At 64.8% G+C, this 17,001-nt stretch carries 18 protein-coding genes; 9 read left to right on the top strand and 9 right to left on the bottom strand.

Translation table 11 applies throughout. The features are described 5' to 3' along the window. The coding region (locus BP846_RS11310; RefSeq protein ID WP_292395458.1) for a hypothetical protein at positions 1-900 on the top strand (900 nt) is incomplete at its 5' end. 136 nt (positions 901-1,036) lie between these two features. On the opposite strand, the gene BP846_RS11315 is transcribed toward BP846_RS11310, so the two are convergent. The 6 genes from BP846_RS11315 to BP846_RS11340 form a co-directional block, all read right to left on the bottom strand. Further along, entirely contained in the window at positions 1,037-3,265 is a 2,229-nt protein-coding gene (locus BP846_RS11315; protein WP_292395460.1) for an efflux RND transporter permease subunit, read from the bottom strand. Between the two features lie 223 nt (positions 3,266-3,488). Then, positions 3,489-3,764: an NAC family transcription factor gene (locus tag BP846_RS11320; protein WP_292395462.1), complete on the bottom strand. Its 276-nt coding sequence runs from the start codon at positions 3,762-3,764 to the stop codon at positions 3,489-3,491. Between the two features lie 6 nt (positions 3,765-3,770). Next, entirely contained in the window at positions 3,771-4,106 is a 336-nt protein-coding gene (locus BP846_RS11325) for a cupin domain-containing protein (RefSeq protein WP_292395464.1), read from the bottom strand. A gap of 52 nt (positions 4,107-4,158) precedes the next feature. After that, complete coding sequence (locus BP846_RS11330; protein ID WP_292395466.1) at positions 4,159-4,932, bottom strand: 4Fe-4S binding protein; 774 nt, start codon at positions 4,930-4,932, stop codon at positions 4,159-4,161. 7 nt (positions 4,933-4,939) lie between these two features. Then, positions 4,940-5,278 carry a cupin domain-containing protein gene (locus tag BP846_RS11335; RefSeq protein ID WP_292395468.1) on the bottom strand — a complete coding sequence of 113 codons (339 nt, stop codon included), beginning with the start codon at positions 5,276-5,278 and terminating at the stop codon, positions 4,940-4,942. A 31-nt stretch (positions 5,279-5,309) separates the two neighbouring features. Continuing rightward, positions 5,310-6,098: a DUF2115 domain-containing protein gene (locus BP846_RS11340; RefSeq protein ID WP_292395470.1), complete on the bottom strand. Its 789-nt coding sequence runs from the start codon at positions 6,096-6,098 to the stop codon at positions 5,310-5,312. A gap of 74 nt (positions 6,099-6,172) precedes the next feature. Between BP846_RS11340 and BP846_RS11345 the strand changes: the two genes are divergently transcribed. Then, a complete protein-coding gene (locus BP846_RS11345) occupies positions 6,173-6,988 on the top strand; it encodes a TrmB family transcriptional regulator (RefSeq protein WP_292395471.1) in 816 nt (271 codons plus the stop codon). 126 nt (positions 6,989-7,114) lie between these two features. Here BP846_RS11345 and cooS read toward each other — a convergent pair whose 3' ends face one another. Both cooS and BP846_RS11355 read right to left on the bottom strand, forming a co-directional pair. Beyond that, positions 7,115-9,025, bottom strand: a complete 1,911-nt coding sequence (gene cooS / locus BP846_RS11350) for an anaerobic carbon-monoxide dehydrogenase catalytic subunit (RefSeq protein ID WP_292395473.1) — start codon at positions 9,023-9,025, stop codon at positions 7,115-7,117. 23 nt (positions 9,026-9,048) lie between these two features. After that, complete coding sequence (locus BP846_RS11355; RefSeq protein WP_292395475.1) at positions 9,049-9,417, bottom strand: DUF488 domain-containing protein; 369 nt, start codon at positions 9,415-9,417, stop codon at positions 9,049-9,051. A gap of 151 nt (positions 9,418-9,568) precedes the next feature. Here BP846_RS11355 and BP846_RS11360 point away from each other — a divergent pair, with 151 nt between their 5' ends. Further along, complete coding sequence (locus BP846_RS11360) at positions 9,569-10,333, top strand: cupredoxin domain-containing protein (RefSeq protein WP_292395477.1); 765 nt, start codon at positions 9,569-9,571, stop codon at positions 10,331-10,333. Between the two features lie 69 nt (positions 10,334-10,402). Here BP846_RS11360 and BP846_RS11365 read toward each other — a convergent pair whose 3' ends face one another. Further along, entirely contained in the window at positions 10,403-13,024 is a 2,622-nt protein-coding gene (locus BP846_RS11365; protein ID WP_292395479.1) for a PAS domain S-box protein, read from the bottom strand. A 403-nt stretch (positions 13,025-13,427) separates the two neighbouring features. On the opposite strand from BP846_RS11365, the gene BP846_RS11370 reads away from it, so the two are divergent. Genes BP846_RS11370 through BP846_RS11395 form a run of 6 tightly spaced genes read left to right on the top strand, consistent with a single transcriptional unit; the run spans position 13,428 to position 16,977 of the window. Next, the gene (locus BP846_RS11370) at positions 13,428-13,769 is read left to right on the top strand and encodes a hypothetical protein (RefSeq protein ID WP_292395481.1); all 342 of its coding nucleotides are present in this window, start codon (positions 13,428-13,430) and stop codon (positions 13,767-13,769) included. Continuing rightward, entirely contained in the window at positions 13,766-14,167 is a 402-nt protein-coding gene (locus tag BP846_RS11375; RefSeq protein ID WP_292395483.1) for a radical SAM protein, read from the top strand. The genes BP846_RS11370 and BP846_RS11375 overlap by 4 nt, the downstream gene beginning before the upstream one ends. Continuing rightward, positions 14,139-14,843: an SPASM domain-containing protein gene (locus tag BP846_RS11380; protein WP_292395485.1), complete on the top strand. Its 705-nt coding sequence runs from the start codon at positions 14,139-14,141 to the stop codon at positions 14,841-14,843. Before BP846_RS11375 ends, BP846_RS11380 begins: the two co-directional genes overlap by 29 nt. Further along, positions 14,836-15,336 carry an AsnC family transcriptional regulator gene (locus BP846_RS11385; RefSeq protein ID WP_292395488.1) on the top strand — a complete coding sequence of 167 codons (501 nt, stop codon included), beginning with the start codon at positions 14,836-14,838 and terminating at the stop codon, positions 15,334-15,336. The genes BP846_RS11380 and BP846_RS11385 overlap by 8 nt, the downstream gene beginning before the upstream one ends. After that, positions 15,333-15,770 (top strand): Lrp/AsnC family transcriptional regulator, encoded by a 438-nt coding sequence (locus BP846_RS11390; protein WP_292395490.1) that lies wholly within the window; start codon positions 15,333-15,335, stop codon positions 15,768-15,770. The genes BP846_RS11385 and BP846_RS11390 overlap by 4 nt, the downstream gene beginning before the upstream one ends. 46 nt (positions 15,771-15,816) lie before the next feature. After that, on the top strand, positions 15,817-16,977 hold the full coding sequence (locus BP846_RS11395; RefSeq protein WP_292395492.1) for a radical SAM/SPASM domain-containing protein: 1,161 nt from the start codon (positions 15,817-15,819) through the stop codon (positions 16,975-16,977). The last annotated feature ends 24 nt before the right edge of the window (positions 16,978-17,001 follow it).

Genomic DNA, 17,001 nt, shown 5'->3' on the forward strand with positions numbered 1-17,001 from the left:
TTCACGCTGGTCGAGCCGACCGGGCAGCCGAACGCGCCGGGCGAAGGCCACCTGCACTACTACCTCGACGCTCTGGTGCCGACGAACGCGAGCGCGCCTGCCATCCCGGAGACCGGCGGCTATGTCGTCTCCACGAACACCTCCTACACCTGGGAGAACGTGACGGCGGGCGAACACAACCTCTCGGTCCAGGTGGTCAACAACGACCATACCCCGCTCATACCGCTCACGTTTGACACGGTGAACGTCACCGTCGGCGGGGGAGCCAACGTGACTCCGACCCCGACAGGGAACGTGACTCCCACGCCGACAGGGAACGTGACTCCCACGCCGACAGGGAACGTGACTCCCACGCCGACAACGACGCCGGGAGTACCGGAGAAGAGCATGGACCTCGAGCTCTACGAAGGCTGGAACTTCATCTCCATACCGAGGCCCCTCTCCCTGGGCAACAACACCGCAGTTGAGGTCTTCGGGGATGTCGACACCGGCGGACGGCCGATCTACACCTATACTCCGGCGACCGGCTTTGAGCCTGTGGGCGCGAATACGACCCTGAAAGTCCTTGACGGCTACTGGGTCTATTCTACTGAGGCCATGACCGTGGGGCTGAACTTCAGCACCAACCCGATAATGGCCCCCGCATCCAAGGTACTGAGCCCGGGATGGAACGCCATCGGCTACTCCGACCTGACTCCGGCGACTGCGAACGAGTCACTTGTATCGGTGGAAAACAACTGGGTCTATGTCGTCGGCTACGACGCAGAGAACCAGAACTACCAGCCGGCGCTCATCAACGGTCAGAAGGGGGCTCAGGGTGAGAACCAGAAACTCTTCCCGACCGAGGGCTACTGGCTGTTTATGCGCGAGGATGGCACACTGGCTGCCATCAGCGCCTGACCCTTTTTTGACAGTCCGGATACGTCCAGAACCTGCTCCTATCCCGCGTTGGCCCTCTTCGAGTCCACGCTTGCACATCGAGTTCCCCGGATCAAAAGAGCGTTAAAAAAAGGGCTTCCGGGAGGAGAGACCGGGTTCAGGGAGAGACGAGTTCGGTCTCTGGCCGACTGAACCGGTCCATCACAGAGAGAACCGCTGGCATGACCAGGATCGCTCCGAGGAGCGAGAACCCGACGGTGATGACCGTCACGATCCCGAAGTTGCTGATGATATTGAACGTCGAGAGCAGCAGCGCCGAGAACCCGAAGACCGTTGTCATCCCCGATACCGTGATGGCCGTCCCGATCTTCTGCACTGCCTGCTGGATCGCCTCATGCGTCTCCTTCCCGCGTCTCCGCTCTTCCTGGAACCGCTCCATGATCAGGATCGTGTACTCCGAGGCCACGCCGATCGTCATCGACCCGAGCACCGCGGTCAGCGGCGTATAGTCGAGGCCGAGCAGATACATGATCGCCCCGTTCCAGCCCACGATGAAGATGATCGGTACAACCGGGGAGACTGCTGTTACCTTCCGGTAGACGAGGAGCAGGAAGAGGAAGATTAACCCGAACCCGAGGACCGTCATCGTCGTCTTGCTCTCCGATATATCGGTCATCAGGTTGGTGAACATCTCAAGCATCCCTGTCGGCGTCGCGGTGATGCCCGGCGGCGGGCTCTTCCACGCAACGTCGCTCTTCATACGGTCAACGAGCGAGAGAGCCACCTCGTTCTCCATATCGACAAGCCCGAACTCGATGACCGTCTCGGTATCACCGCTCAGGTACTGCTTCTTCGTGGCCTCGGGTATGCGCTCCAGGACCTCGGCGACCTCCCTCCCGGACTCCGGCATCCGGCCGTCGTTGTACTGGATCAGATAGGTGACGATGCTCGTGGCCGAGGTGATCTTCTCGTTATTGGCTACTTCGTAGTCCTGGAACTCCTTCATCCACGTCAGGGTGTCCAGGCTCGTGACGCCGTCGCCCTGGATGTAGAGCGGCAGGGTATCCGTCGACCCCATCGTGCGCCGCATCTTCTGCAGGTCGGCGACCGCAGGCATATCGTCGGGGACGAACGTCTCCTCGTCTGAGTTGATGGGGATGGTTGCGTCGAGCTGCACGCCGACGAGTGCGATGAGCCCGAGCACCAGGAGGATCGATACCGGATGTCTCGCGATCTTTCCCGCAACACCGCCGAGAAACCGGTCGTACGCCTCCATGCTGGAGCCGGTGGAAGCGCTCCCCTCTGCTCTCGGGCGGTACCTGACCAGCATGCCGAACGTCGGGACGACGATCAGGGCCGATATGTAGCAGAAGATCACCCCCATGACGCAGACCAGCCCGAAGTCGCGGACCATCGGCACTGGAGAGACCCACATGGCGATGAACCCGAGCGATGTCGCAATCATCGCGTACAGGATTGCCGGGCCGGAGTTCCGGATGGTCGTTATCGCTGCTTCCCGGATCGGGGAGTTTCGCGCCTCCTCATCGAACCGGGACTGGAACTGGATGGCGTAGTCGATCCCGATCCCGATCAGCACCGGGAACGCGCCGATCACGACCATGCTGATCGGTATCTTAAATAGCCCCATAGTGCCGAAGGTCAGGACGAGTCCCGTTCCCACCACAAAGACCGGGAGGAACCGGTAACGGACGTGCCCGAAGAGGAGGCCCACGGCCAGCACCATGAGGAGCATGGCGGCACCGATCAGCACACCCATCGAGCCCTGGATCTCCTCACCCATCTGCTTGGCGAAAGCAGGCGAACCGGTCACGGTCACCCTGACGCCCGGGGGCATATCGGAGAAACTGATGCGCGACTCGATGGTGTCGATGACCTGGTTCCGGGTATCCGAGGAGACACCGGGCGCGAGGGTGACGACACTGATCGTCATCATGTTGGACGGGAGGTACCGGGAGAGGAGTTCCGGCGGCACCCGTTCCTTTGCCATGCTGATCTCCGCCTCGGATGCGGGGAGCGCGCCCCCGTTCACCTGCTTTACCATATCGATGATGCTCACGGTGCCTGTGACGTACTCCTCGCGGGCGATCTCCGACTGGAGCCCGTCGATGTAGGTGAGGACGTCGGTATCGAGGACGTTGTCGCACTCGAAGAGCAGCATGATCGAATCGGACTTGAATGTGTCCATGTACTTGTCGAGCAGGGCACCACGGGGTGTGTTCTTGTCGATGTAGGTGTCACTCCCCGTCTCCATGGTGGTCTGGCCCATGCCGTAGAGTGCAACAATCAGGACGAGAACAAAGAGCGCGGCGACTGCCGCCGGTCTCCGTGTGATGCTCTCGGCAACCAACTTAAAAGGTGATCTCACGCTCTGCCTCCGTATTCATATATCTCCGCCGCGTGGAGATAAATGATTTGTTGCGAATGAGACAACAAATAATGTGGAGGTCAGGCTGCCAAGCCCTGATGGAGGCCGGCACCGGAGTTCGACCGGGAATAAGGGTAATGCGCGTCTGCGGGGTCAAGCATCTGGAACGGGCGGATGCAGGCGTCCCCCGCGGCAGGGGTTCTCCGCCCGCTTTACCGGAGACTCACCCGGGAGTCGCCTTATACTCGCGCATCAGGGCGTCGCCGTACGCCTCTTTCTTCTTCGTCGGTATGTAGTTGAAGGCCCCCGCCCTTCTGAGAAGCTCAGCGCGAATCGCGGCATCGCTCTCCAGGTGCAGGTCCCGAACGCCGGCGACGATCAGCTCGAGCTGGTTGATGCCGGTTTCCTTCCCGTCCACGAGGACCGTCTTGATCTTGATCGCCTCCGGCTTGATCCCGCCGCATATCGTGCAGTAATCGCCTTCCTTCTCATTTGTCATGCGCCCTCACTCCCGGATCATCGTAAGCGACATCTTGAACCGCGTGATGGCAGAGAGGGCGTGGGGGACGTTTGCCGGGAAGATGATCGTCTCACCCTCGTGCATCTGGTGCGTCTCGCCCGCGACCCAGACCTCGCACTCGCCGTCGAGGATAGTCACCACCGCATCGTAGGGCGCGGTGTGCTCCGAGAGCCCTTCGTCCTCGTCGAACGAGAAGAGGGTGATGCTCCCTGATCGGTTGTTGATGACCATCCTGCTTGCCACGGTCCCGTCCTGGTAGGCGACGAGATCCGGTAACCGGAGAACCTTCCCCTGTAACTCTGCACGTTTCTCTTTAGCCATTGATACACCAACCTTTTCCTTTACTCTGCTGTCCTTCGCTTATTTACTCTTCTCATTTCCCCCGTCCATACACGAGCGCCCCGTCCACCGGGCAGGCTTCCGTGCACCGGCCGCAGAGGTAGCACTCCCCGAGGCCGGCGGCGGGGGTTGCCTCCCCGGTCGGGCATGCCCGCTCACACTTCCGGCACCCTATGCAGGCGTCCGTCCGCAGGAGCCGGTAGAGGCCCTTTGAAGCCGCCGGGGCGAGGAGGGCGCCGTACGGGCAGACGTAGCGGCAGAACGGCCGGTAGACGGTAGCAGAGAGGAGGACGATCCCGAGGAAGACGAAGAACGATGCGCTCGCGACCGCGAGGTGGAAGAAGGCCGGGAGGCCTATGAGCGCAAGAAGGTTCACCGAGAGCCCGAGGCCGGCGGCGAGGAAGACGACGAAGACGCCGGCCCTGACCGCCACCGGAACCCGGCTTTCGGCGCGGCCGCGCTTCTTTGCCGGGAGCAGGTACATGAGTTCCTGGACGGCTCCCGCCGGGCAGACCTGCCCGCAGATGACACGGCCGAGTACGAGGGCGAGGACGATGAAGAGCAGAAGGCCGCCGATTGCCATGGGGAGCGGCGACCCGAGCGCTGCTGCGTTCCCGAGGACGACCATCTGCAGCTGGTAGGGGAAGACCGGCGCGAAGACCAGGAACCCGAGGAGTGCCGAGACGATGAGGAACGGCAGCGCACGCCGCCGGGTGAACCGGCCGGAGTACCAGAGCCAGGCGAGGGCGGCAAACGCGAGGAGGCCGTAGATGAATCCTACGGCCTTCGGGATCGACTCGATGACCATTGCATCCTCAGAGCAGTCTCGTCCCGGTCGTCGGGCGCGGGACCTTCACCACGAGCACCCGGAAGGGCTGATCGCTCTCGTTCGTCCAGCGGTGCGGTATATTTGCCGGGCTGTCGACCAGGTGGTCCTTCCCGACCTCTGCGCGCTCGTCGCCTATCTCGACGATCCCGGTCCCCTCGAGGACGTAGAAGAAGACATCAACCGGAGTTATGTGCTTCTTCAACGCCTCGCCGGGGGCAAGCGTGATCACCACCGCGGTCGCGTGCTCGGTGTCGTAGACTTTCCGGGCGTCGACGTTGTGCGGGTTCTTACCGATCGGTTCTTTTGATACATCAACAATCTTCATTGCATCCATCTCCAGATTAATCTCATTACGCTCATCCCTTATAATTCGTCCAGTAGTTCGCGAGGCTCTCCCGCCGCCTCCGCTCATGGCGGCATGCCCGCATCTCCGGGTAGGTCGGCTCGGTGCTCTGGACCGCCGGGCAGTAGGGGCAGAGGGCGTAGGGAACATCGTCGGCCCTGTCCCTGACCGGGCAGAGGTAGGCCCCCTCCCACTCGTCGACGATCTGCCCGCCGGGGAACGGGGTGCCGACCGGGTGGGCAGGTTCTCCCCGGACGAACATGGTGAACCCGGAGAGGAGATACTTCAGGTAGAGGTACTTTGGGTCCTTCTCCCGCGCCTTTGTGGCGCAGGCCTCCGCCACCATGGCGGCGTAGGCGCCGAGCGCCGGGTCCGGGGGGTCGTCCATGCCGGGGTCGCTGCCGTTCCGGGAGAGGAGGAACAGGCGGTGGTGCGCCCCGAAGATCTCCTCCCTGACGCTTGCAAGGAGGCGGTCGCGGTAGTCCTCCGGGAGGTTCTCGACCTTCCGCTCGAACCGGACGTTCATCGCCTCAAGGTCGTGCAGGTCAAACGCTCCTACTTCGCCGGCGATGATACGGAGAAGTTCTCCTTTTGTCGCCGCCCCCTGCATCCGGCGGCAGGCTGCCCGGATGGTGTCTACCGGTACCGATCCTTCGCGGGCGTCCTCCACCGCATCGATCGCCTCCCCCGCGAAGGGGTCGATGAGGAGGGAGCAGGCGTCGCCCGGGCCGGCTCCGGGCGGGCTGCGGCCTTTCCGGCCGATGAGTCGCAGGAGACGATCCAGGAACGCATGGAGCCACATGATGTCACCAGAGTTCTTCAGAGAAGATGGGGCGTGAAGAGGTTTAATCCTCGTGTAACTATCATAGTAACAACATGGACGACCTAATCCGGAACCTGATGACGCTCGGTCTGACGGAGTACGAGGCCCGGGTCTACGCGGCCCTTGTCGGCATCGGCGAGGGGAGCGCCCGCCATATCCACGAGGCGAGCAAGGTTCCCCGCCCGAGGGTCTACGATATCGCCGAAGGGCTTGCCGCCCGGGGTTTCATCACCATCCGGCGGGGAAACCCGCACGTCTACATCCCGGTCGAACCGGCCGTCGTCATCCACCACCTGAAGAGCGCCGCCGATGCCGCGGCGACGGCGGCGGTGCAGGGTCTTGATGCCCTCTCGCTCGACGCCCGGTCGAAGAACTCGCCGATCTGGTACGTGCAGGGGGAGTGGAGCATCCGGCGCCACGCGGAGTCGCTTGCCATGGGCGTCACCCACGACCTTGCGGTCGTCTGCCTGGACTACACACAGATCGGCGAGTTCGCCAGGCTGATCGCCGATGCGTCACGGGACCACCCGGTGAGCGTCCTCCTCCCGAACGGGAAGCGCGGGATCAGGAAGCCGCTCGGGAACGCATCTCTCCACGTCCCGAAGCCTTTCTGCACTTTCTTCCAGGAGAACATATTCGAGAGGATCTACTGCGGCCCGCTCTCGGTGGACGGTTCGACGTTCCTGCTCGAGTACATCTTCATCGCCGATGACCGGGTATGCATGATCGTCTACCGGGAGGACGGGGTGCGTAACGCCGTGGTGATCACCCTGCCGTTCATCACCTGCGTCCAGAGACAGTTTGTCAACCGGATGATCGCGAGCGCAGAGAGGATCGAGGGGCCGGCGAGGGCGGAAGGGGGGCCCTGACACTCTTCATGGAGGAGGCACCCGGGAGATTGGTGTGCTCCACGCCTCTCCACGGATTTTCGCATGTCGTTTCCGAAAATCCTGAAACTGTAATCCACCGGGTTACAGGCGGGGATATGAGCCGCCTCATATCCCGAGTTTCGCCCGCTTCGCCTCGATGTGCCCGACGATCCCCTCCACCGCCGCGCTCGCGTCTGTCTCGATGTGGAGCACTCCGCCCGTGATGCCGGGCAGGTCCTCGGTGAGGAGTCTCACGAGGTCCGGCCCCCCGGTGACCGTCGGGACCGGGTTGACGTAGGTGTAGAGACCGAGCGCGAGCGCGAAGAGGGCGTCGATCGTCGCCTTCTGCTCCATGTACTCCGGGGCGGCGACGGCGACCGGGAGGTCGGGGAGAGGGACGCCGCCGAGGGCTTCGGAGATCGAAGAGAGGAGGTCGGCGCACCGGCCGGTGTCGGTGCAGGTCCCGAATCCGAGCACCGGCGGGACGCCGAGCGCCGTGCAGAGCCCGGCGAGCCCCGGCCCGGCCTTCTCTCGCGCCTCCGGGGAGCAGAGCCCGGCGACCTGGAGGCCCGCAACCCCGCACCCCATCCCGAGGATCAGGATGTCGCGGGCGATCAGGCTCTCCGCGACCGCGACGGTGTGGACGTCCTGCCCGGTGTCGCGCAGCGTGGTGCAGGAGACGAGCCCCACGACGCCCCGGATGGTCCCGTCCTTTATGGCGGAGAGGAGCGGGTCGAGGCTCCCCCCGAGCGCCGCGACGATGCTCTCGGGCGCGAACCCGACCACCGCCTCCCGCACGGGAAGGCCCCGGATCGCCTCTATCATTCTGTGGCGTTCCTTGAAGTTCTCGATCCCCATCGAAAGGAGCGTCGCCGCCTGCTCCTTCGCCTCCTCGGGGACGTACTCGAGCCGCTCGCCCCCGCCCTCAAAGACCACGACCTCGCTGACCGGGATCAGTTTGAAGTGGTACTTCTCAGCGTAGAGGGGGTCGAGCGGGAGCGAGCAGTTCATATCGGCGGCAAAGACATCGACCGCTCCGGTGGCGAGCACCGCCTCCTGCATGATCCAGTTCCCGGTATAGCCGTAGAAGACGTCGTCCATCTCCCGGCGCTGGATCAGTTCCTGCCCGGTCTCTATGTTCGCGATGACCCGGAGCCCCTTCGCCCCCGCCGCCCGCGCCTTCTCCTGCCACTCCCCGGTGCGGGCTAGGTCGATGAGGGCGAACCCGAGGAAGGGCTCGTGGCCGTTCGGGAGGATATTGACGTAGTCAGGGTCGAGCACCCCGAGGTCGACCCGCATGGGGTGCGGCCGGGGGATGCCGTAGAGGATGTCCTGGATGTACTCGAGCACAATCTGGCTCTGGTAGGCCATCGCGACACCGAGGCGCATCGCCCGCATGGCATGGCTCGCGAACCAGCCGTCGACGTTCGTCAGGGTGGAGGCGGTATCGACGATCGTCTCCCCGTAGATCCCGCCCGGGAAGAGGTTGAGCCTCCTCCAGACCTCTTTTCGCTCTGGGGGGGCGAGCCGCTCCACGATCCGGCTCGGCTCGTGGGTGAACCGGTGGAAGTCCTCCTCCACGAAGTCACAGAGCCGGAGCGCGATCTCGGCGTCGCTCCCGCCGGTCTCGATCCCAAGGCGCTCCGCAAACGTCCGGAGTTTCTCCGGTTCGGCGATGGAGAACGGGGTTTTGCCCTCGGCGGTCGCCCGGAGGGTCCGGACCGCCTGCGCCGCGTGGAAGTGGTAGTTCGATGCTCCCATGACGTTCCGGAGAAGCATCATCCGCATCGCCATACCGTCGGCGCTGATCCCGCAGACGCCCCGCCGGTTCCGGGCGGCGTCGGCCCGGCAGGGGCCGTTTGAACAGAAGTCGCACCGTGCCCCCGCCTGGCAGAAGGCGCACCGCCGGTCGGGGTCGCCGCCGAATCCCTGGGCCTCGTAGCGGTCCCAGACATTGGACATGCCGTCTTTCTTGAGCCGGTCGTAGATGGTTCTCACCGAATCATGGTAGGATATCCTGTTGCTCTCCATGGTCATGGGGAGTGACCTCTCCCACAACCTTAAGTAGATGCCGGCACTACCGTCAACCCTTCCTCGATATACCGTTTCAGCGCCACGGCGTTGTTATGCTCCTCATCTTTGGCGGCGTAGAGGAGCGTGACGGTCCCCTCATCTGCCTCATGCCGGAGCCGGGCAAGCTGCTCCTCCCTCTCCCCGAGTTCGGCCCGGTAACGTCGCAGGAACTCCTCCCACTTCGTCGGGTCGTGCCCGAACCAGTGGCGCAGCTCATTGCTCGGCGCAATATCCTTCTCCCACCGGTCGAGTAACGCCCTCTCCTTCGAGATGCCCCTCGGCCAGAGCCGGTCAACGAGGACTCGGGCGCCGTCATCCTCGGAGGGTTCTTCGTAGATCCGCTTTGTGCGTATCATGGGGCGGGAGTATGGCGGCCCCTCACTTAACCCTGTCCCCCGGAGTAACCAGGCCTGTGCGGGCATGATTCCCGCCGGTGGGGGTCCTCCGGGGTGCGGAGGGCAGCCCTGCGAAAGGTATATCATGCTCGCTTCCCTCCTCCCGCCCCGTATGACGAGATTGATGAGACTCCTGATCTTCACCCTGGTGATAGGGTGTGTAGCCCTCTTCTCCGGGGTGGTCGCCCAGGAAGGGTATGTGAGCAACCAGACCGCGAACCAGACCGCCGAAGCGAACGTCACGATCACGTCGCCGGAGGAGGGTGCCAACGTCACTGCCGGGAACGTGACGGTTGCGGTGAACCTGACGAACTTCACGCTGGTCGAGCCGACCGGCCAGCCGAGTGCACCGGGCGAAGGCCACCTGCACTACTACCTGGATGCCGTGGTCCCGACGAACGCAAGTGAGCCCGCCATCCCGAAGACCGGCGGCTACGTCATCTCCACGAACACCTCCTACACCTGGGAGAACGTGACGCCGGGAGCGCACAACCTCTCGGTCCAGGTGGTCAACAACGACCACACGCCGCTCATCCCGCTCGTGTACGATACGGTCAACGTGACGGTCGGCGGGAACGCGACCGGGAACGCAACGGTGGTGAACCTCACCGCAGAGAACATCGCCTTCGATACGGACACAATCACAGTGCCTGCGGGGGCGAACGTGACCGTCCACTTCGTCAACAAGGATTCCGGCATCCCCCACAACTTCGCCGTCTACGACAGCAATCTCCGTTCCAAATCCATCTTCGTGGGCGAGATCATCACCGGGCCCGCCGAGACGAACTACACGTTTATGGCCCCCTCAGAACCCGGGACATACTACTTCCAGTGCGATGTTCACCCGTCGATGAACGGTGATTTCATCGTGCAATGATGCAGGACAGGATCGGTATGCGGAGAACGGGGATAACCCCGTCTCTCCTCTCTTTGCGTCTGTCCGGCGCTACACCAGTTCGTGCCTGCGGAGGAACTCCCGGATCTCCCTTGATTCCACCCAGCCCCGGTCGAGCTGCCTGACGATATCGTTGATCCGCCAGACCTGCTTGCGGATCCGCTCAGACGCCTGCTCATCATCCAGGAGCTCTGACGTGGCGAGGATGACCTGCAGGGGCAGGCGGATGTGATCGCCGAGGATAGCGAACTGCTCCATGTTCTGCTCGATCTGGGTGAACGCCTGGTGCCGCATCTCCTCAGACCGTCTCTGCTCGGTTATGTCGTAGGAGAGCACCGCGACCCGCACCACGTTTCCCTCTGCATCCGCGACCGGGAAGAGGGAGTTGTAGAGGACCATCCCCTCCCGCTCATCGACAAACCGGATCGGCCGGCCCGTCGCGAAGACCTCCCCGATGATCTCCCGCCGTCTCGCGGCGACCTCCGGCGGGAGGTGGTCATATATCGGTGTGCCCATGAGTTCCTGAACACTTCCTCCGAACCTCTCGGCAACCACCTCGTTCAGGACGAGGATGGTGCCGTCGCGGTCGATGAGCATCACCGCGTTTGGCGATGCGTTCATGAGCGCCCGGAACCGGCCTTCGCTCTCTATGAGGGCCGCCTCAGCCCGCTTCCGCTCACGGATATCGATCCCGATCCCGACACGCGTATCGTCGGAGAGACGGATGTTTGCCCAGGCGGTCTCGACGACGGAGCCGTCCTTGGCGACCAGCAGGAGGTCGCGCCACCCCGGCTCCAAGGACCGCATGTAGTCGCCGGCCATATTCCGGTACTCCGGGTCGGGGAAGAATCTCGCCATCAGGTCCCCCCTGGCCCCATCCTCCTCCGACCAGCCCAGCACCCTCTGGAACTCCCGGTTGAGGCGGAAGAACCTGAGATCCGGGTCATAGATCGTGATCATCACCGGGATGGTATCGATGATCCCCTGCAGGAGCTCCTGCTGGTGTTCCAGCGCCTGGCGGGACTGCTTCTGTCCGGTGATATCCATCGTGACGCCGACGGCCCGGGTGACGTTCCCGGCCTCATCCTTCTGGACCTCACCCCGTGACTCCAGCCAGGCCACCGCGCCCGTGTCGGGGCGGATGATCCGGTACTCGGTGTGGTAGAACCCGCTTTGCTCTTCTTCGGAGCGCAGGCGGTCTATATCATCAGGGTGGACCAGCGCCAGCCTCTCCTCGGGCCGGGTAAAGGGCGGCCGCCCGTAGATCCCCTCAACGTCGCCGCTGACCCTGAGCCAGCCGGTGGCGGGGTCCCAGTTCCAGGCGATCATCCTTGCGGAGGTGAGGGCCAGTTCGAGCCGCTGCTGCTGGATGCGCAGTTCCCCTTCCATCAGCTTCCGGTCGGTGATCTCGGTGCTGACGCTCCCGAACAGGTCTTTTCCGATGGGGAAGTTGGAGGAGATGTAGTAGCGGTTGCCCCAAAAACCGTGCTCATACTTCTGCCCGACGCCTGACGCCATGGCCTCCCGCGACCGCGCAAGATATTCGGCCATCGGCTCCGCGCCAAAGAGGTCGGTGACGCGCTTCCCGACGATCTTGTCCAGCCTGCCGAGGTCGCGCTGTGAGACCGGGTTTGCGTCACGCAGGATCCAGTCCACGATCTCGCCATGCTCATCGCGGACCATCTCATAGATCTCGACGGAGTCGCTCGTGTTCTCAAAGAGTCCCCGGTATTTCTCCTCACTCGCCTGCAGTTCCTCTTCCATCCGTTTCCTGTCGGTTACATCGGAGAGGACCGCTACTGCATAGCGCATGATGCCGCTCTCGTCGTGGATGGGAGCGGAACTGACGTTTATGTAAATCCAGGTGCCGTCTGCCCGGAGGATCCGGATCTCCTCATCCCTCACCACCTCCCCGCTGGCAACCGACCGGGCGATCGGCCACTCATCGGGCAGGTAGGGCCGCCCATCAGGACGAAGCCCGCTGAATGCCCTGATATCGCGCGGCATGTCGGGTCGCCCCCACATCCGGCGTAACTGCTTGTTGTAGTGGATGAGCCTTCCCGACTGGGCTTCGGCGATGGCGACACCCTCGGGCATCTGTTCGATGATGGCTTGCAGCAGGGAACGCTCCTCTTCCGCCCCTGCAAGGAGCCGGTCCTGCTCTGTGCTCTCCGGGAGCGTCGGGTGCTCCTGTGGCCGCTCCCGGATCAGCCACCGCTTTTCCCCGGCACCACGGCCGGCGGCGGTGATCGTGACCGGGGCCGGGGCGCCGCCCGGGGAGCGCAGGGTTGTTTCCCGGGATGCGCACGCTTTCCCGGCACGGAGGTCGGCAAGTATGCGAGCGATCTCCGGTTGAGCGTCGGGGTAACCGCACGCCGCAAGGAGCGTCCCTGGCAGCGGCTCCCCGAGGAGGCTCGTTGCCGCCGGGTTTGCCTCGACGATCCTGCCGTCCGCGTCCGTCACCACGAACCCATCAGGGGAGGATCCGACGAGGTCCCGGAGCTGCTGCCGCTCCTCCTCTGCCCGGGCTGCGTCTGCGATCAGGCTCTCTGCAGCACGAAGCAGGTTTTCGGGTGATGTGTTGTTGCCGGAACCTGCCGGCGGCTCGCGGGTGAGTTCACTGATACACTGCCGGATGGCCTGTACCTGTTGGTCCAGAGGAATCTCCTGCATATTACCTCGTCTTACTGCCGGCGGACCTGCCGGGCCGGGTGAGTGGACGCAAGGGTGACCGGACGAGGAAAAATATTCTGGCTATCGCGTAGGGGTGCATACGGGCCTCTTGCCGCTGGAACCGGTATACCGGACTCCCGCCCTGCCGGGCGGTAGATCACGGTTCAGGGATAGCAAGCGTAATTCGTATCACCTGGTCGGTGATATATTTTCTCGTATCACCCCGGGCGAAGAAGCGCGGATTTCCGGAATGCCCGCCGGAGGCTGCACCGGATCCCGTGTGCAGGGAGAACCCGGGAAACCGGCCGGCCTCTCCGCGACGACGCTCAAGGGCCGTCACAGAGCGCCAGGCATATGCTTCCGGGAAAAGGTTAATACCCCCGACGCAGAGGAACGGCCCGGCATGGGAGATACGGCAAAGGAGGTTAAGATCGCACGGGTCCTCATTACTATATCGGTAATCTTCGGGCTCTTTGCTGTCGTGACGCTCCTGTATATCGGAATCGGCGGTCTTGCAGGAAAGACCGTTCCCGGCATCTTCCCGGCGGGGGCGCTCCTCCTTGCCGCAGTCAAGGCTGCCGGGACCGGGTTCGGGCTTGCGGCGCACCGGACGATTACCCGGGGCGACCTCCGGAGGGCCGGGCGATACGCTCTCGTCGCAAGCCTCCTCCCGCCCCTCGACCTGATCGTGCTCTTCGCCGGGCTGCTCGCCCTCTTTCTGCACAGGGAGGGCGAGGCGGGGTGACGGGCCGAGGCGTGAACGCCGGCAGCGGGCCCCATATCATCTCCTGGAACGTCACGTCGCGGTGCCCCCTGGCCTGCGCCCACTGCTACATCGACGCGGGCGAGGACGGGTCTCCGGGAGACCTCGACACCGCTGAAGGAATGACCCTGAGCGATCAGGTTGCCGCCGTCGGTCGGCCGATCCTGGTCCTCAGCGGTGGCGAACCGCTCCTCCGCCCTGATATCTTCGACCTTGCCGGCTACGCCGCCGGGCGCGGTCTGCGGGTCGCCATGGGCACAAGCGGCGTCCTCGTCACCGACGCCGTCGCGGGCCGGGTACGGGATGCTGGCATCCGGAAGGTGGCGGTCAGCCTCGACTCCACAGACCCGGGTGTCCACGACGCCTTCCGGGGCCATTAGCGGTGCCTGGGAGAGGGCGGTCGACGGGATCCGTGCTCTCCGGAGAGCGGGCGTCCCCGTCCAGATCCACACAACGGTCAATGGATCTGACGCCGGCGAGGTCGATAGAGTCATCGCGTTCGGGAAGAGTCTCGGTGTCCGCGACTACCAGTTCTTCTTCCTGGTGCCGACGGGCCGGGGAGAAGACCTCGCCGGTATCCCGTCTGAGGCCCATGAAGCGGCGATCGGGCGCATCCTCGCGCACGCCCGGGAACCGGGGCTCTCGGTCCGGCCGACCTGCGCCCCGCAGTTCGTGCGGGTGGCCGCCCGGATGGGGCTTGACCCTGCACGGTGGGGCAGGGGGTGCATCGCCGGCACCAGGTACTGCCGTATCACCCCGGCGGGGGACGTCACACCCTGCCCGTACCTGCCTCTCCCGGTCGGAAACATCAGGCGAGAATCCTTCGCCGATATCTGGCACGGCTCCGATATCCTCGCCGCGCTCCGCGACCCCGACCGTCTCGGGGGGAAGTGCGGGCGGTGCGAGTACCGCCGGGCCTGCGGCGGGTGTCGTGCACGGGCCTACGGGGTCGGGCACCGGCGCGGCGATGCCTGCGGCGGCCCGGCCGGCGATATCCTGGCGGAAGACCCCTGCTGCCCCTACGAGCCGGGGCAGGGAGAGGTGAAGCATGACTGACCGGCACCTGGATACACTTGATCGGCAACTTCTTGAGGCACTGCAGGACAACTTTCCTCTGGCCCCGCGGCCGTGGCGCCGTATCGGGGATCGCGTCGGTATACCGGAGGACGAGGTGCTCCGGCGGGTGCGCCGGCTCACCAGCGCGGGCATCATCCTGACCATATCGCCGGTCCTTGAGTCGGCGCGGATCGGCCTTCTGGCCTCCACGCTCATCGGCATGCGGGTGCCGGCGGGCCGGGTGGACGAGTTTGCGTCGGTCATCAACCGGGAACCCGGGGTCTCGCACAACTACCTCCGGGACCATGACTACAACCTCTGGTTCACGCTTGCCGCCCCCGACAGCGCGGCCCTGAGCCGGACGGTGCAGGATATCGCCGCCCGGACCGGGGTCTCCCCGGCCGATCTTCTGGACCTGCCGGCGGTGCGGCGGTTCAAGATCGGCGTCCGGTTCCGGTTCTTCCCGGACGGCGACGGGGGGGACGGCGCATGAACGATCGTGACCGTGCGCTTCTTCTCAGGCTCCAGGAAGGCGTCCCGCTGGTGGAGGAGCCCTACCGGGCGATCGCAGCGGAACTCGGCATGACGGAGGCGGAGGTGATCGCCCGGATAGAGGCTCTCCTCTCACGGGGCATCATCCGGCGGTTCGCGGTGCGGATCGACCACCGGAAGGCCGGCATCCTGGTCAATGCGATGGTGGCGTGGCGGGTGCCGCCCGGAGATGTGGTGCAGGCAGCGGGGGTCATGGCCCGGTCTCCTGAGGTGACGCACTGCTACGAGCGTGCCGTCGTCCCCGGCAGGTGGGACTACAACCTCTATGCCGTCCTGCACGGCCGGCGTCGCGACGAGGTCGACGCTCCATTGCCCGGCTCTCCCGGGCGGCCGGTATCGCCGATTACACGGTCCTCGTCAGCACCCGGGAACTGAAACGCACGCCCCCGGGGCTTGCGCTCTTCCTGATGGAGGGGGTCCGGTGATCAGGTTCACGCACCTCGTGCACGGGGAAGGGCCGGTCAGCGGCCCGGCGGCGGCGCATAGCGGCCTTGCGCTTGCTGAGGGCCGTCCGGGGCCTGTGGTCTTCTGGAACATCACCTCGCGGTGCAACCTCTCCTGCACGCACTGCTATCTCCGGTCCGGGCCCGGCAGGCTGCGGGAGGACGAACTGACGACGGACGAGGCGACGGCCCTTATCGACGACCTGGCCGGGGCGGGCGTCCCGCTCCTCCTCTTCTCGGGCGGGGAACCGCTGGTGCGGGAGGACTTCTGGGTCCTTGCGGCGCACGCCAAAAAGCGCGGTCTCCCCGCGGTCCTGAGCACCAACGGGACCCTGGTCACCCCGGAAGTCGCCCGGCGGCTCAGGGACGCCGGGATCGGGTATGCCGGGATATCCCTCGACGGCGCAACGGCGGCGACCCATGACGCGTTCCGGGGCGTGCCCGGAAGTTTCGACCGTTCGGTGCAGGCGCTGAAGCACTGCATCGATGCGGGCCTCCGGTGCGGCGTCCGGTTCACGGTCACGAAGATGAACCACGGCGAACTCGGGCGTCTGATCGCGCTTGCCCGGGCGCTTGGGGTGCACCGGTTCTGCGTCTACTGGCTCGTCCCGAGCGGGCGGGGGGGCGACGTCCACACCGACCTGCAGGTCGCGCCCGGGGAGGTGCGGGCGGTCCTCGACCTGGTCTACCGGGAGACCATCCGGACCGACCCCGCCGTCATGGAGTTCCTGACCGTCGATGCTCCCCAGGACGGCGCCTGCCTGCTCGCGAGGCTGGAAGGCGACGGCAGCCCGGCATACGACCGGGCGTACCGCCTCCTTGCCCGCATGGGCGGGTGCAGCGCCGGGAGGCGGGTGGCGAATATCGACCCTTCCGGGAACGTCTACCCCTGTCAGTTCGCGCAGTCGGAGGAGTTCCTGGCAGGCAACATACGGGACCGGCCGTTTAGCGATCTCTGGAACGACCCCGGCAACAGGGTGCTCGCGGCGTTCCGGGCGGGGAAGGCGCGCCCCGGGAGCCAGTGCAGCACCTGCGGATGGCAGGAGGTCTGCGGCACGGGGTGCAGGGTCCGGGCCTACGTCCAGAGCGGCGATCTTGATGACGGCGATCCTCTCTGCCTCCGGCAGGGGAATATATAAATACAGTGTGCGGTATGGTCTCTC

Source organism: Methanoculleus sp. UBA303, assembly GCA_002501655.1.
Taxonomy (GTDB): Archaea; Halobacteriota; Methanomicrobia; order Methanomicrobiales; family Methanoculleaceae; genus Methanoculleus.